Source organism: Paraburkholderia sediminicola (assembly GCF_046026675.1).
In the GTDB taxonomy this organism is placed as follows: domain Bacteria; phylum Pseudomonadota; class Gammaproteobacteria; order Burkholderiales; family Burkholderiaceae; genus Paraburkholderia; species Paraburkholderia sediminicola_F.
In genome coordinates, this window is sequence record NZ_JAQQEY010000001.1 from 565,187 (window position 1) to 580,846 (window position 15,660).

At 63.2% G+C, this 15,660-nt stretch carries 12 protein-coding genes; 3 read left to right on the forward strand and 9 right to left on the reverse strand.

What is annotated here, in order from left to right; genetic code table 11:
• Window positions 1-4: 4 nt before the first annotated feature.
• The 3 genes from glcE to PQQ86_RS02500 form a co-directional block, all read right to left on the reverse strand.
• Window positions 5-1,093 (reverse strand): glycolate oxidase subunit GlcE, encoded by a 1,089-nt coding sequence (gene glcE, locus PQQ86_RS02490; protein WP_408270025.1) that lies wholly within the window; start codon window positions 1,091-1,093, stop codon window positions 5-7.
• Window positions 1,094-1,362: 269 nt separating this feature from the next.
• Window positions 1,363-2,856, reverse strand: coding sequence for an FAD-linked oxidase C-terminal domain-containing protein (locus PQQ86_RS02495; RefSeq protein WP_093644629.1), 1,494 nt, complete (start codon window positions 2,854-2,856; stop codon window positions 1,363-1,365).
• A 112-nt stretch (window positions 2,857-2,968) separates the two neighbouring features.
• Window positions 2,969-4,384, reverse strand: coding sequence for an FAD-linked oxidase C-terminal domain-containing protein (locus PQQ86_RS02500; RefSeq protein WP_408264672.1), 1,416 nt, complete (start codon window positions 4,382-4,384; stop codon window positions 2,969-2,971).
• A 222-nt stretch (window positions 4,385-4,606) separates the two neighbouring features.
• On the opposite strand from PQQ86_RS02500, the gene PQQ86_RS02505 reads away from it, so the two are divergent.
• Window positions 4,607-5,161 (forward strand): cob(I)yrinic acid a,c-diamide adenosyltransferase, encoded by a 555-nt coding sequence (locus PQQ86_RS02505; RefSeq protein ID WP_097393522.1) that lies wholly within the window; start codon window positions 4,607-4,609, stop codon window positions 5,159-5,161.
• A gap of 99 nt (window positions 5,162-5,260) precedes the next feature.
• The gene (hmpA, locus tag PQQ86_RS02510) at window positions 5,261-6,466 is read left to right on the forward strand and encodes an NO-inducible flavohemoprotein (protein ID WP_408264675.1); all 1,206 of its coding nucleotides are present in this window, start codon (window positions 5,261-5,263) and stop codon (window positions 6,464-6,466) included.
• Window positions 6,467-6,521: 55 nt separating this feature from the next.
• Here hmpA and PQQ86_RS02515 read toward each other — a convergent pair whose 3' ends face one another.
• From PQQ86_RS02515 to aroG, 3 genes are all read right to left on the reverse strand, one after another.
• The gene (locus PQQ86_RS02515; RefSeq protein ID WP_063494819.1) at window positions 6,522-6,854 is read right to left on the reverse strand and encodes a helix-turn-helix domain-containing protein; all 333 of its coding nucleotides are present in this window, start codon (window positions 6,852-6,854) and stop codon (window positions 6,522-6,524) included.
• 3 nt (window positions 6,855-6,857) lie between these two features.
• A complete protein-coding gene (locus tag PQQ86_RS02520; RefSeq protein WP_408264677.1) occupies window positions 6,858-7,196 on the reverse strand; it encodes a type II toxin-antitoxin system RelE/ParE family toxin in 339 nt (112 codons plus the stop codon).
• A 195-nt stretch (window positions 7,197-7,391) separates the two neighbouring features.
• Window positions 7,392-8,465, reverse strand: coding sequence for a 3-deoxy-7-phosphoheptulonate synthase AroG (aroG, locus tag PQQ86_RS02525; protein WP_172175315.1), 1,074 nt, complete (start codon window positions 8,463-8,465; stop codon window positions 7,392-7,394).
• Between the two features lie 41 nt (window positions 8,466-8,506).
• On the opposite strand from aroG, the gene PQQ86_RS02530 reads away from it, so the two are divergent.
• Entirely contained in the window at window positions 8,507-8,662 is a 156-nt protein-coding gene (locus PQQ86_RS02530; protein WP_408264679.1) for a hypothetical protein, read from the forward strand.
• A 206-nt stretch (window positions 8,663-8,868) separates the two neighbouring features.
• On the opposite strand, the gene tldD is transcribed toward PQQ86_RS02530, so the two are convergent.
• From tldD to PQQ86_RS02545, 3 genes are all read right to left on the reverse strand, one after another.
• Complete coding sequence (tldD, locus tag PQQ86_RS02535) at window positions 8,869-10,335, reverse strand: metalloprotease TldD (RefSeq protein ID WP_408264681.1); 1,467 nt, start codon at window positions 10,333-10,335, stop codon at window positions 8,869-8,871.
• A 96-nt stretch (window positions 10,336-10,431) separates the two neighbouring features.
• Window positions 10,432-11,322, reverse strand: coding sequence for a carbon-nitrogen hydrolase family protein (locus tag PQQ86_RS02540; protein ID WP_408264683.1), 891 nt, complete (start codon window positions 11,320-11,322; stop codon window positions 10,432-10,434).
• Between the two features lie 128 nt (window positions 11,323-11,450).
• Window positions 11,451-15,632 (reverse strand): YhdP family protein, encoded by a 4,182-nt coding sequence (locus PQQ86_RS02545; RefSeq protein ID WP_408264685.1) that lies wholly within the window; start codon window positions 15,630-15,632, stop codon window positions 11,451-11,453.
• Between the last annotated feature and the right edge of the window lie 28 nt (window positions 15,633-15,660).

Consider the following 15,660-nt stretch of genomic DNA (forward strand, 5'->3'; position numbering starts at 1 on the left):
TCGCTCAGAAGTCGGGGTAGAGGCGGCCGCGATTGAAAATGCGGGCCGGGTCGAAGGCGGTTTTCAGGCCGCGATGGATTTTCATCAGCGGTGCGGGCAGCGGTGTGAATACGCCTGCGCCGCGGTCGTAGCCATAGCCGCTACGAAAGATGGTGGCGTGGCCGCCGGCCTGTTTGGCGCTGATGCGCACGGTTTGCGCATCGGTGTCGGTGATCCACCAACGCTGGCCGCCGCCCCATTCCATCAGCTGGGCGCCGGGCAATTGCATCGGCTCGGTGATCGATGGCAGTGCGAGGCGCCAGAGCGCGGCTTTCGGCGGGATGGCCGCAAAGAACGAGTCGGTCTGTTCGCGCAGGCCGGCCCAGAAGCGCTCCGCTTCAACGGCATCGACAACTTCGCCGCCGAGCGCCGTGCGCGCTGCTTTGACCGCGGCTTCCGCGCCGGCCATCCGCACGGCCAGCGTGCCGTGACGCCATGCGCTCGCCGTGATCGGCAGTGGGCGGCCGCCCCATTCGTTGAGCTTACGGACCGCATCGGTGCCGTTCATGTCGAATTTGAGCGTGGTTTCGGCCTGCGGCAGCGGCAGTACCTTGACCGACAGTTCGAGGATCAGCCCAAGGGTGCCCAGCGAACCCGCCATTAAACGGGAGACGTCGTATCCGGCGACGTTCTTCACCACCTGGCCGCCAAAATGCAGCGGCTGGCCTTGGCCGTTCATGATGACGGCGCCCAGCACGAAGTCGCGCGCCGCACCGGCCGACGGGCGGCGTGGACCGGCGATGCCCGCCGCGATGCAGCCGCCGAAGGTCGCCTGCGGCCCGAAATGTGGCGGCTCGAAGGCGAGCATCTGATGGTGTTCGGCGAGCGCGGCCTCGATCTCCAGCAGGGGTGTGCCCGCGCGTGCCGTGATGACCAGTTCGGCCGGGTCGTAGGCGATGATGCCGCGATAAGCGCGCGTGTCGAGGATGTCACCTTCCAGCGTCTGACCGTACCAGTCTTTGGTGCCGCCGCCACGGATGCGCAGTGTGCGCCCTTCGGCGCTGGCTGAACGCACGCGTTCAGACCAAACGGCGACGATGTCGTCCTCTTCCATGGTGTCCTGCTTCATTGTGTTTCGATTGATTGTACCGGGCGGCGGCGCGCTGGCAACCCGGAGCGGACCCGCATCGGGTAATCAGGGTGGGAGCGGTGAGGCGCTTGGCGCTTGGGGCTTGTGGATGCGTCGGCGGGGAGTGCGCGTGCAGGGAGGCGGGCTGGTCGTGGGCGGGATCCCGCTATGTGGACAGGCGGCGCAGAGCCGGGCGGCGGCCGCGCCATGTGACGCTGCGGAACCGCCTTGGTCCGGCAGCATCATCAGCCGTCTTAAAACCGCGGCAGGTCCGGGTGCGGCAGCAAGCCGCCGCGCACATGCATCTTGCCGTACTCGGCGCAACGCGCGCGGGTGGGAATGCCCTTGTCGGGATTGAGCAAGCCCGGCGCGTCGAAGGCGCGTTTGACCGCATGGAATGCATCGCGCTCTTCGGGCGAAAACTGCACGCACATCGAATTGATTTTCTCGATGCCCACACCGTGCTCGCCGGTCACCGTGCCACCCAGCTCCACGCAGGTTTCGAGAATGTCCGAACCGAAGGCTTCTGCCCGGTGCCACTCGTCCATATCGTTGCCGTTGAACAGGATCAGCGGATGCATGTTGCCGTCGCCTGCATGGAACACGTTGATGCAACGCAGGCCGTATTTCTTCTCCATGACTTCGATGCGCGCCAGCAGCGGTCCGATACTGCGGCGCGGCACGGTGCCGTCCATGCAGTAGTAGTCGGGCGAAATGCGGCCTGCCGCGGGAAACGCGTTCTTGCGCCCGGACCAGAAGCGCAGCCGTTCATTCTCCGAGCGCGAAATCTGGATGCGGGTTGCACCCTGTTCACGCAGCACCGCGGTCATGCGCACGATTTCGTCGGCCACTTCTTCAGCCGTACCGTCTGATTCGCACAGCAGGATCGCCGCCGCGTCGAGGTCGTAGCCCGCGTTGACGAATTCTTCGACGGCGCGCGTAGCCGGTTTGTCCATCATCTCCAGACCAGCCGGAATGATGCCTGCTGCAATGATGCCGGCGACCGCGTTGCCGCCTTTCACGACGTCGTCGAAACTGGCCATGATGACCTGCGCCGTTTGCGGCTTCGGGATCAGCTTGACGGTGACTTCGGTGACGATCGCGAACATCCCTTCGCTGCCGATCAGCACCGCGAGCAGATCGAGTCCGGGCGCGTCAGGCCCGAGTGAACCGAATTCGACGATGTCGCCTTCCATCGTCACGGCGCGAACACGCAGCACGTTGTGCACGGTAAGGCCGTACTTGAGGCAGTGCACGCCGCCCGAATTCTCGGAGACGTTGCCGCCGATCGTGCAGGCGATCTGCGACGACGGGTCGGGCGCGTAGTAAAGCCCGTAGGGCGCGGCGGCTTCGGATATCGACAGATTGCGCACCCCCGGTTGCACGGTCGCGGTCCGGGCATACGAGTCGACTTCGACGATCTTGCGGAAGCGCGCAAGCGACACCACCACGCCGTGCCGAATCGGCATCGCCCCGCCGGACAAACCGGTGCCCGCGCCGCGCGGCACGATCGGCACGTCGAGCCGGTGACATATCTGCACGATGCGCTGGACCTGCGATTCCGTCTCGGGCAATGCGACCGCGAGCGGCAGACGCCTGTACGCGGCGAGGCCGTCGCACTCGTAGGCAACGGTGTCTTCTTCGCGATACAGCAGACAGTGGTTCGGCAGCACGGCCATCAACGCCTGCACGACTTCGCGCTGGCGCTGGGCGAGAACTTCGGCCGTCAGTTCGACGGGTGCGTTCATATGACTTGTCTCCTGGTGTCTTTCACGCTGCGTGCCCGGTCAAGCCTGGTTGTGCGGCAGCAGGCGTTGCCGCTGCCGCTGTGCTGCAACTGAGCTGAGTGCTGATGACGCCTCAAGCTGCCCAGGAAAAGATCTTGCCCGGGTTCATCAGATTGTGCGGATCGAGCGCGTGTTTGATGGAGCGCATCGTGTTGACGGCGACTTCGCCGTGTTCTTCGAGCAGGAAGTTCATCTTGTGCAGACCGACACCGTGCTCGCCCGTGCAGGTGCCGTCCATGCGTAGCGCGCGTTGCACGATGAGATGGTTCAGGCGCTCGGCCTCGACGAGTTCTTCCGGCTTGTTCGGATCGATCAGGATCGCGACGTGGAAGTTGCCGTCGCCGACATGGCCGACGATCGGGCAGGGCAGCGGCGATGCCTTCAGATCCTGCTCGGTTTCCATCACGCATTCCGCGAGACGCGAGATCGGCACGCACACATCGGTCGTGACGGCGCGGCAGCCGGGCTTCAGCTGCAGCATCGCGAAATAGGCGTTGTGGCGCGCGTTCCACAGGCGGCTGCGGTCTTCCGGCCGGGTTGCCCATTCGAAGCCTTCGCCGGCATTCTGCGCCGCCAGCTCCTGCACCAGTTCGGCTTGCTCTTTCACCCCGGCTTCGGTGCCGTGGAATTCGAAGAACAGCGTAGGCGCCTCGCGCAACGTCAGGTTCGAATGGCGATTGATCGAGCGGATCGCGAGCGAGTCGACGAACTCGACGCGTGCAATCGGCACGCCCATCTGAATCGTTTCGATGACCGCGCGCACCGCATCGCCCATCGACGGGAACGTGCAGACCGCAGCCGAGACCGCTTCCGGTTGCGGATACAGCCGGACGGTGATTTCGGTAATCACGCCGAGCGTGCCTTCCGAGCCGACGAACAGACGCGTGAGGTCGTAACCCGCGGACGACTTGCGCGCGCGCGTGCCGGTCTTGATCACGCGGCCGTCGGCGAGAACCACCGTCAGCCCGAGTACGTTTTCGCGCATCGTGCCGTAGCGCACGGCGTTGGTGCCCGAGGCGCGCGTGGCCGACATGCCGCCGATGCTCGCGTCAGCACCCGGATCGATCGGGAAAAACAGGCCAGTGTCGCGCAGTGCTTCGTTCAACTGCTTGCGCGAGATGCCGGGTTCGACGGTGACGGTCAGGTCTTCGGCGTTGATCGACAACACGCGGTTCATTTCCGACAGGTCGATCGATACGCCGCCCTGGACCGCCAGCAGATGCCCTTCGAGCGACGAACCGTTGCCGTAGGGGATGATCGGGACGTTGTACTGCCCGCACAGCCGGACGATGGTTTGCACATCCTCCGTATTGCGCACGAATACGACGGCGTCGGGCAGTTGGGGATCGAACGGTGATTCGTCGCGGCCATGGTGGGCACGCACGGCTTCCGCGGTGGACACGCGTTCGCCGAAGGCGGCTTTGAGGGCAGTCAGCAACTCGGCGGGAAACGGCCGGCGTAGCGGGGCCGGCGGCACGGGATGATTCACGCATGTCTCCTGATATTGGGGCGGAGCTGTTCTACAGCTTGTGCTTCATTTTACGCCGATCATCCGCGGGTCGGCGTTGGGGACGGCTGCCGCTTCTATAATGGTGGCGACCTCACGATGCGCGCAATATGGATAACCCGGTGACCGATCTGGTGGCTTACTTACCGGATTCACTGGCGCCGCGCAGACGCATCGTTACTGAATGAATGCATGGGAGACATCATGGGCAACCGCTTGAGCAAGATCGCCACCCGTACGGGCGACGACGGCAGCACCGGTCTCGGCGATGGCCGGCGCGTGCGCAAAGACAGCGCGCGCATTGCCGCAATCGGCGACGTCGATGAACTCAATTCGAATCTCGGCGTGTTGCTGTGCGAAACGCTGCCCGACAAGGTGCGGGCGGCGTTGGTCGCGATTCAGCACGACCTGTTCGATCTTGGCGGTGAGCTCTGCATTCCCGGCCACACGATGATTACCGACAAGCATCTCGGTCAACTCGACGACTGGCTGGCCGACTACAACGCCACCCTGCCGCCATTGAAGGAATTCATTCTGCCCGGCGGCTCGCGCGCAGCCGCACTTGCGCATGTGTGCCGTACGGTGTGCCGGCGCGCCGAACGGTCGATCGTCGCGCTTGGTGAAAGCGAGGCGGTCAATGAGGCGCCGCGCCAGTATGTGAACCGGCTGTCCGATCTGTTGTTCGTGCTCGCGCGCGTGCTCAATCGCGCGGACGGCGGCAGCGATGTGCTGTGGCAGCACGATCGTAGCGCCGGCTAACGCGGCGCTTCAGTCCCTTTAAGCGCCTGTGACAATCTGTCCGGGATAAAACTTCTCCTTAAAGATGTATTGTAAATGCATCTTTAAGGAGAAGTCGTTATGACCGCACTCACCGCCGACCAGATCGCCCGCGTCAAAGCCACCGTTCCCGTGCTTGCCTTGCACGGCACGACCATCACCAAACGCTTCTACAAGCGCATGTTCGCGCACCATCCCGAGTTGAAGAACGTGTTCAACCAGACTCATCAGAAGAGCGGCAATCAACCGGAGACGCTGGCGAAGGCGGTATACGCATATGCCGCCAATATCGATAACCTCGGCGCGCTGGGTCCCACCGTCTCACGCATCGCGCATAAGCATGTGAGTCTGAATATCCGGCCGGAACAGTATCCGATCGTGGGACGCCACCTGTTAGGCGCGATTGTTGATGTGCTCGGCGACGCAGTCGATCAGGAGACGCTCGGCGCATGGGAAGTCGCTTATGGGCAGCTTGCGGATATTTTCATCGGCACAGAGGCCAAGCTTTACGAAGGTGCGGCGTGGAGCGGCTTCCGGCCGTTCAAGGTTGCGCGCAAGGAAGTGGAGAGCGATGAAATCACCTCGTTCTATCTGACGCCCGCCGACGGCTCACCGGCCTGCGGCTTCGAGCCAGGCCAATATCTGAGCGTGAAGCGTTTCGTGGATGAACTCGGCGTCGATCAGCCGCGGCAGTACAGCTTGTCGGATGCGCCGAACGGCAACTGGCTGCGTATCTCGGTGAAGCGCGAAGCCGGCCGCGAAGATACGGCGCCCGGCCATGTATCGAACCTCCTGCACGACGGTGTGGAAGTGGGCGCGGTGGTGCATGTCAGCGCACCAGTGGGCGACTTCACACTGGACCGCAAGAAGACGACGCCCGTGGTGCTGATCAGCGGCGGCGTGGGCGTAACCCCGATGATCTCGATGTTCTCCACGTTACTCGCCGACCAGAGTGGGCGCAGCGTGACCTTCGTGCATGCCTGCCGCAATGGCCGCGTGCATGCGTTCCGGCAATGGCTGAACGATACGGTAGCGGCGCATCCCAACGTCACGCGTGCGGTGTTCTACGAAGCCATTGAAGCGTGCGATCGCGCTGGTATCGACTACGACTTCGAGGGCCGCCTCGACCTCACGAAAATCGCCGGCAAGGTGATCGTTCCCGATGCGGATTACTACATCTGCGGGCCGGTGCCGTTCATGCGCGCGCAATGCGAGGCGTTGGCCTCGCTCGGTGTGGATTCGGCGCGGATTCACACCGAAGTGTTCGGTTCAGGCGTGGTGCAGTGAAACAAGGGCGCACGGCAAGCGACGTGTGAAAGCACGCGCGGACGTGCCGTGCACCTTATCCAACCGCCAGTGTGACCGGCTTGCCGATCCGGCTCATCATTTCGACCAGGGTATCGATAGTGAATTTGGTGGTCTTCTTGTTGACCACGTCTGACACGCGCGGACGCGATACCATCAGAATCTCGGCCGCCTCGGCCTGCTTCAGATGATGTTGCTCGATCCAGCTGGACAGCTCGGTCATCAGCTGTTCCTTGAGCAGCCGCGTGTCGTTGATCTGTTTTTGCGAAGCGGCGTGCAAGCGCTTCGCTTCTTCGGCGGAAAAGCCGAGTTCGAGGAACAGATTTGCGCCGGGTTTTGTTACGTGACGGATTTTCGTGTCGATCGTCATTTGTTAAGTTTTCCTATCATTGATGATGGCGCGGTACCGCATCTCGGCAATCTTTCTATCCTGCGGCCCTAGCTTCTGCGTTTTCTTCTGGAAGCAATGCAGTACATACAACGCTTCAACGAACTTGGTGACATACATCACGCGGTAAATACCGTCAGCCTCCTTGATGCGAATCTCGCGTGTTCCAGCGCCGAGCGAATCAAACGGCTCCCAGTCATCTGGGTCGAGACCTGCCTGAATCTTGCCAAGCTGAAATCCGGCCCGCCGACGTGGCTCTTCGGGAAAGGCGAGTAAATCGCGATAGCTGGAGCCCATCCAGCGAATTTCTTTTTCCTGCTCCATAGCCACCTTTCATGTACAAAATATTATACGCAACACCCAGCCTGGTCAAGTCGTATCCGACCCGGCAACGAATTGTTACGGTACAGAGGCGGCGCACGGAGCACCATTCGTCCGTTCGGCTAATAAAACCCGCCGGAACGGGCGGGTTTTCGTTGAGTCAACTACAGCGATCGCGCAGAGGCGCGTAGAGACTTTCTAGTTGCCGCTGCCGCGCGCCACACGCCGTTGCTTGACCGCTTCGGCGAGACCTTCCAGCACGGCGACGCTTTCATCCCAGCCGATGCAGGCATCCGTGATGCTCTGGCCGTATGTCAGCGCGCAGCCTTCCTGCAGATCCTGGCGGCCGGCGATCAGATGCGATTCCACCATCACGCCGACAATCCGTTCGTCACCCGAAGCAATTTGACGGCCGATGTCCGCGCAAACCGGAATCTGGTTCTCGTGCTTTTTCGAGCTGTTCGCATGGCTCGCGTCGATCATCAAGCGTGCCGCGAGACCCGCCTTGCCGATGTCGGCGCATGCCGCATTGACGCTGTCCGCATCGTAGTTCGGCGTTTTGCCGCCGCGCAGAATGATGTGGCAGTCCTCATTGCCGGCGGTCGAGACGATCGCCGAGTGGCCGCCCTTGGTGACCGACAGGAAATGGTGCGGCTGCGAGGCGGCCTTGATTGCGTCGACGGCGATCTTGACGTTGCCGTCTGTGCCGTTCTTGAAGCCGACCGGGCACGACAGTCCCGATGCCAGCTCACGGTGCACTTGCGATTCGGTCGTGCGCGCGCCGATTGCACCCCACGAGATCAGATCGGCGATGTACTGTGGGCTGATCATGTCGAGGTATTCGGTGCCGGCCGGCAGGCCGAGTTCGTTGATACGCAGCAGCAATTCGCGCGCGGTGCGCAGGCCGTCGTTGATCTTGAAGCTGTTGTCCATGTGCGGGTCGTTGATGAGACCCTTCCAGCCCACCGTCGTACGCGGCTTTTCGAAGTACACCCGCATCACGATTTCGAGTTCACCGGCGAAGCGCTTGCGCTGTTCGACGAGACGCCCGGCGTATTCCATCGCCGCTTTCGTATCGTGAATCGAACACGGTCCGATGATGACGATCAGACGGTCTTCCATGCCGTGCAGGATGCGATGCATCGCATTGCGCGAGTTGTAGATCACGTCGGACACCGTTTCGTCGCAAGCGAATTCGCGGATCAGGTGAGCGGGCGGCGTGAGTTCTTTCAATTCGCGGATGCGGACATCGTCGGTGTTGTGCGGGGGCATGCTTGTTCTCCTGAATCGGTCGTAGCGTGTTCGCGCGGGCAATGAAGGCTGCGATCAGACGGCAATCAGGCAGCGATGCCACGGCGAACAACAATCAAAAAGATTTCAACGGCAAAAATTTCAAAGGCGTGAGGCGAAAAAAAACCGCCAGGCTAGCTGGCGGTTTTCGTGAATTCTGGGTGTCTTGCGTGCACTAACACCCCTCTCGATCCGCCAGCGGTCTGAGATGCCAAAAAAAGTAAAAGTAAAACTTGGCGGACATGGCGAAATTGGGTCGCTGGTCAAAAAGGGTGAGTGACTTTATAACCCCTGCAGGCTTGGCTGGCAAGCCGCAGGGTGCAAAAATGCGGTAAACCCGCATACTTTGAGCATTATGTGCACGAAGTATGCGTCTACATCAAAATCAGGCCGTACCGCCGACCGTCATCTTGTCGATACGCAACGTCGGCTGACCGACGCCCACCGGCACGCTCTGGCCTTCCTTGCCGCACACGCCGACGCCCGAATCGAGCTTCATGTCGTTGCCGATCATGCTGACGAATTTGAGCGATTCCGGCCCGCTGCCGATCAGCGTCGCGCCTTTGACCGGGTAGGTGACCTTGCCATTTTCGATCATGTACGCCTCGGAGGCCGAGAACACGAACTTGCCGTTGGTGATGTCGACCTGGCCGCCGCCGAAGTTCACCGCGTACAAACCGTTCTTCACGGACGCGATGATTTCCTGCGGGTCTTTGTCGCCGTTGAGCATGTATGTGTTGGTCATGCGCGGCATAGGCAGCGCGGCATACGATTCGCGGCGCGCATTGCCGGTAACCGGCATCTTCATCAGGCGTGCATTCAGCGTGTCCTGGATGTAGCCCTTCAGGATGCCGTCTTCGATCAGCGTCGTGCACTGGGTCGGGTTGCCTTCGTCGTCGATATTCAGTGAGCCGCGGCGGTTCGGCAGCGTGCCGTCGTCGACCACGGTCACGCCCTTGGCCGCAACCTGCTCACCGATTCGACCTGCGAACGCCGACGATCCCTTACGGTTGAAGTCGCCTTCGAGGCCGTGGCCGATCGCTTCGTGCAGCAACACGCCGGGCCAGCCCGGTCCGAGCACGACAGTCATCGCGCCGGCCGGAGCCGGGCGGGCGTCGAGATTCACGAGTGCGGCATGCACGGCGTCGTCGACATAACCCGACAGCACTTCGTCAGTGAAATAGCCGTAGTCGAAGCGGCCACCGCCGCCGCCACTGCCGATTTCGCGGCGGCCGTTCTGTTCGGCGATCACCGTGACCGACACGCGCACGAGCGGACGGATATCGGCCGCAAAGCCGCCGTCGCTGCGCGCGACCAGCACCACGTCGTATTCACCGGCGAGGCCTGCCATCACTTGCTGGATGCGTGGATCGCGGCCGCGCGCCATCTTTTCGATGCGCTCGAGCAGCTTGACCTTGGCGGTCGCATCAAGCGAGTGCAGCGGATCGGACGGCAGGTACAGATCGCGACCGGCAATGCCGGTCAGCGACGAGGCCACCTTGATCTTCTGTTTGCCGCCGCCTGCCTTGGCAATCGAACGGGTGGCGAGCGCTGCCTGACGGATAGCCTCGGGCGACAGATCGTCCGAATACGCGAAGGCAGTGCGATCGCCCGCCACGGCGCGCACGCCGACACCCTGGTCGATGCTGAAGCTCCCCGACTTCACGATGCCTTCTTCGAGACTCCATGCTTCGCTGCGCGTGTACTGGAAGTACAGATCAGCGTAATCGATCTTGTGCGTGAAGATTTCGGCGAGCGTGCGAGTGAGCAGGGATTCGTCGAGACCGTAGGGCGTCAGGAGAATGTCCTTGGCGGTGGCGAGATTACGGATACCGGGTTCGATGATGTTCATGCGAAGTATGTTCTGCTCGATACGAAGGATTCGGTTAGCGCTTCTATCACCACTATATGAGTGACGGGCGCCGCACTTTCAATGTCAGGTAATACGTCAGCAGCTCAGCACGCGGTGACGCCAGGCGGGCAGGCTCTGCCGCACTTCGTCGATGCGCGCACGCTCGAGGTTACCGGCCACCACGCCGGCGCCTTCGTCGCGTACCGCGACGATTTCGCCCCACGGGTCGATCAGCATGCTGTGGCCCCATGTCCGGCGGCCGTTTTCATGTTTGCCGCCTTGCGCGGCGGCCAGCACGTAACACTGGTTTTCGACCGCCCGGGCGCGCAGCAGCATCTCCCAGTGCGCGCGGCCGGTGGTGTAAGTGAACGCCGACGGCACCACGATCAGCGCGCAGTCGCCCATGCGCCGATACAGCTCCGGAAAGCGCAAATCGTAGCAGACCGACAGGCCGACCCGGCCGAACGGCGCCTCGAAGGTGCGGACTTCGCCGCCGGGGCAGATGGTGCGTGCCTCGTCGAACGATTCTTCGCCCTTTTCAAAGTTGAACAGATGGATCTTGTCGTAGCGCGCGGCTTCGTTGCCTTGCGGATCGAACACCAGCGTGGTGTTCAGCACGCGCGCCGGTTCCTGCGACATCAACGGCAACGTGCCGCCGATCACCCACACCTTGTGGCGGCGCGCGGCATCGGCGAGAAAGTGCTGGATCGGGCCGTCCTGGTAGGGCTCGCGCACGGCGAGCTTGTCAGTGTCCTTGAAACCCATGAAGCAGAAGTATTCGGGCAACAGGACAAGTTGCGCGCCGTCGGCGGCGGCTTCGGCGATCAGGCGTTCCGCTTCGGCCAGATTGCGCTCGCGATCCGGCATGCTCACCATTTGCAGCGCGGCCACGCGGAACACGCTTTCGAAAGACCCGCTGGACGCCGCGCTGGGCGAGGCAGTGGACGAAGCGGTGGACGAGGATGAAGAGACGTGTGTTTCGCTCATGAGCGTTTCGAAAAACTCCCGGCAAGGCGGCGGCGCGAACCGTCGGCGCCGCGTACGTCGTTCAAGGCTGGCTGGGGACTGGGGCGAGGCACGGCGCTCTTCCGGTCAAACACAGGATCGGATCGGGCTCAGTGCGCTTCCACGGTCGAAGCCGGAGCGTCCATCTTACCGCGATCGCCCTTCACCCGCTCGATGTGAGGTTTCGACCACGGACCGGTGATCGCGTACTCGCGTGCGAACGCCGTGGAGACCGATTTGCTGAACGCCAGATCGGCCACGAGCGCACCCAGCCCGAGCAGCGGATTGATTACGGTCGCGGCGATCACGGCAGCGCCGGCGCTGACGGTCGGCACGATCTGTACGTGCAGATCCTGGGTTTCCTGCGCCAGATCCACCGAGCCCTTCATCTCGGCACGAGCCGGCGCCGTCACCATCTCGAAGTTCTCGGTGCGGCCAATGCCATTATGAATCTCGCCCGTGCCGGTGACGTGCTCGAAAGGCAGCCCTTCGCCGATCACGTCGCGGAAATTGAGCGTGGCAAAGCGCGCGAGGCTTTGCAGGCTGAGCACACCCAGCAGTTTTGCGACGCCCGGGTCGACCTTGAGAATCTGCCCATGGCGAAGATCGACGGCCAGATTGCCGTTGAGTGTCGGATAGTCGATGGTGGTCGGCCCGCCGCGCCACACGACCTTGCCCGACAGCGTGCCGTTGCCGGCCTTGAGCGTGTGCGGCTGGCCGAAGCGCTCCAGCAGCCCGCCGGCGTCCTTAATGTCGAGTTTGAAATCGAACACGGTGCGGCGCGGCGTCGCTTCGTCGGCGGTGTTGCCGAGGCCCGTCGACGTGCGCCAGTTCGCGGTTGCGGTCAGCGTGGCGGCGGGGTTGGTGATGTCCAGCTTGTCGAGCTGCCAGACCGGCACACCGTCTTCTTCGAAGTTGTGCGCGTCGACTTCGAGCCGGCCTATGTCGCGATCGCGCACGATCAACTCATTGACCACAAGATCGATCGACGGCATGTTCTGCGCCGGCGCCGAAATAGCCTGGCCAAGCAGGTCTTTATCTGTGGCCGAGGGGATCACCACACGGGCAAAGCGCGCCTGCAGCGTGCCCGGCGATTCCTTATTGGCGCCCGGCAGCCAGGAAACGTGGCCCGACACCTGGTTCGACGCGATGTTGGCCTGCCATTTGCCGTCCGCATGCGACGCGCCGACGATCACGCTGTCCCAGTGCCGCTTGAGCAGTGTCAGCGTGCCGACGTGCACCGCGAAGCGGCTCGGCAAGAATTGCGCGACGGTCGGATTCGGCGTGGCCGGCGCGGGGGTCGGCGCGTCCTTGTTGCGCATCTGCGTGACGAGCGCGCGCCAGGCATCGGCATCGAACGCTTCCACGTCGACGGCGGCGATCACGCCCTCGGACGGCAGGTCGGCCGGCTTGTTGACGCCGATCACGCCGCTCACGACCGTCGGCGGCGTTTTCGGCTGATAACGCATCAGATAGGTGGCGGCGATCGGGCCGAAGGTGAGGTCGGCCCGTTCCAGACCGGCTTCGCTTGCGCCGGCTGAGGGGTTGAGCGCGAAGTGCAGCGGCATCGGCGTGCCGACCGGCTTGTTGAACGGCGCGGGGAAGTCGAGCGCGAGGCCGGTCAGATCGGAGTTCGCCGTGACTTCCGGCAACCGGCCCTTGGCGCCGCGCACGTTGAACGCGTAGGGCGCGCTGCCGCTCATACGCGTCAGCACCTGCGCGGCCGGACCGTGCAGATTCAGGCCGCGCGCGGCATCGACGGCAATATGGCCGCCGAGGTCGAGTGCATACGTGCCGTCCTGCTTCAGGCCTCCATTGGCGTGTACGTCGCCGCCCATGAACTGGCCGGAGAGCCGGTCGAGCTTTGCCGTATGTTCGGTAAAGTGCACCTTGCCATTCAGTTGCGACAACGGCGGCACGTTATCGACCGTCAAACGATTGTTCTGGAAACCGACTGCGCCTTCCACGCCGATATGCGGCTTCGGCGTGCGCGGCACGGTCAGTTTGAGCGCCAGCGACGCGGGCCCCTCGGCGCGCACTTTCTCAGTCTCATGTTTGGTCATGATGCCGAGCGAGCTTTCGTTGACGTAATCGAGCATGTCGGCAAGCGGCCCACGGCCGTTGCCAGTGATGACGAGGTCGGACGCCTTGGTGCCGAGGTCGTCGATCTTGCCGTTCACCTTGTTTAAAGCGACCCGCTTGTAACGGGCGCGGTCGATATCGAAGCGCAGCAGGTTCTCTTTGAGCTCGAACACGCCGTCAATGCCATCCAGCGGCGGCCACACGTTCGGCGTGCCGTTCTTCATCTTGCGCGGCGGGAATGGCGATGGGTCGAACTTGCCGCCCTTGAACGGCGCGACGATATGGAAGACCCCGGCCTCCGGGGCGCGTGAGTAGGGGAATTTAGTCAGATCGCCGTGTATTTCGATCGTCGCGCCGCGCGAAATGCCGGCTTGCAGTCCGTGGCCCAGGTAGATGCGCAGCTTTTCGCTGATGCTGGTCGGCAAATAGCGGACGATGCGCGTGACTTGCGCGCGCTGAAAGTCGGCCTTCAGGTCGAGCGAGCCGCGCCCATGGCCAGGGTTGCGGTAATCGACGGTGGCGGTGGCGTCAGCGTCCGCGTTCGAGATGCCGAAGTCGGCCAGCTTGACGGTGAAGGCCGGGTGATTCTCGCCCGGCGCCTTCGGCGTGATGGTCCAGTCTGCCCGGCCATGCAGGCGGTCGAGCGTCAGGCGCGGGTCGTCGAACACGCCCGGCAGCGTGATCGCGACGTTGGAGGTGTTGAGCGTCGCGGTGCCGTGGTTTTCGTCGGCGTCGACGCTGCCCCACACGTTTTCGATGCCGGGAATGCCCGCGCGCGGGTGGTTCAGCGGGGTGAGCCCCGGCGGCGGTTCCTGCGCGGCGACGCTGATGCCCTGCAGGTCGCCCTTGAAACGATAACGCTCGATCGGCTCGGTGCCGCTTGGCCGGTGGTCGCTGCCCGCTTCGCCCGATTCCGGTTTGCCGCGTTCGACTTCGATCACATAGTTCGACACCATGCCGCGTGGATTGAAGCGCACCAGATTGTTCAGCAACGGGCGCGGCAACGGCAGCGCGCGGCTGAATTCGGCGAGGATGCCCAGGTCGACGCGATCGCCACTGACGCTGACGAGTTGTCCATGCTGCAGCGAGGCGGTCCGGTAGCGGCCGTGCAGCGTGGTTAGCGCGAGGGTGCGGGTGAGCGGCGTACCGTCGTCGAGCGGCGGTTGGCCTAGCTCGGCGTGCAAGTGGTTCAGTTGCAGCGTGTAGTCGCCCTGGTTGACGTCGAGACCCCAGGAGAAATTGGCGATCGGCACCACCAGCTTGGGCTGGGTCGGGCGGACCCGCATCGAGACATCCGTGCCGGCCAATTGCCCGCTCGCCGACTTCATGCGGCCGTCGGCGAAGTCGGCCCAGATCGCATTGTCGATGCGGCCGGCGAACATCTCGATCGGGAAATTGATGTAGCGCGCGAGGGTCGGCAGATCGACCGGCCCGGTCGACATATAGACCTGGCCGGCCCAGTTGACCGGCTTGCCGATCGCGGAGAGGCGGGCGTGTTTGAAATGCGTGCGGAAGTCGATCGGCCCGTGCAGGACATGGCCGTCGGCGGGCGCCTGCAACGCGAGGCGGTGATCGTAACCGTCGTTGAGAATCGCAATCCGGATGTCGCGCAGGGCAAGTTCCGGCGCGTCATGCTCGGCATCGCGCCAGCGCAGCACGCCGCCGCGCACCACGATCGCCTGCTGGCGCAAGAGCCACGTGGACAGGGTGTCGTTGCCGCTGTGACGGGTGGGCACCGGCACGCCCGCCACAGAGATCACGCCGTCGCTGCTGCGGGATACCAACACGTCCGGCTGATCGACGATCAGGCTGGAAAGGGCGGGATGGAACTGCCAGAGCGACTTCCACGACAGGGTGGCGGTGGCGTGCGGAATGGTCAGCGCCGCTTTGCCTTCCGGGTCGCGGATGACAATATCGGTGACGTCAAGGCCCGGCTGAAAGCCACTCCAATGCGGCGCCAGCTTGCCGATGGTGAACTGCGTGTGCAGCTTCCCGGAGACCGTGGCTTCGATGCGCGGACGGAACGAGTCGACGCGCGGCAGCAGTACATAACGCAAACCGAGAAACAGACCCGCCGCGATAAAGTAGAAGGCGAGCGCGAGCGCCAGCACTACATGGGACGTCCGATGCAGCACCATGTGGGCGCTTCCGCTCGCAGGCCGGACCTGCCTGGTTTCGTGCGGGTCGGCGGATTCGTTTCGCTCGGACATGCTGCGGCGGGTGGGCGTATGGTAGTTT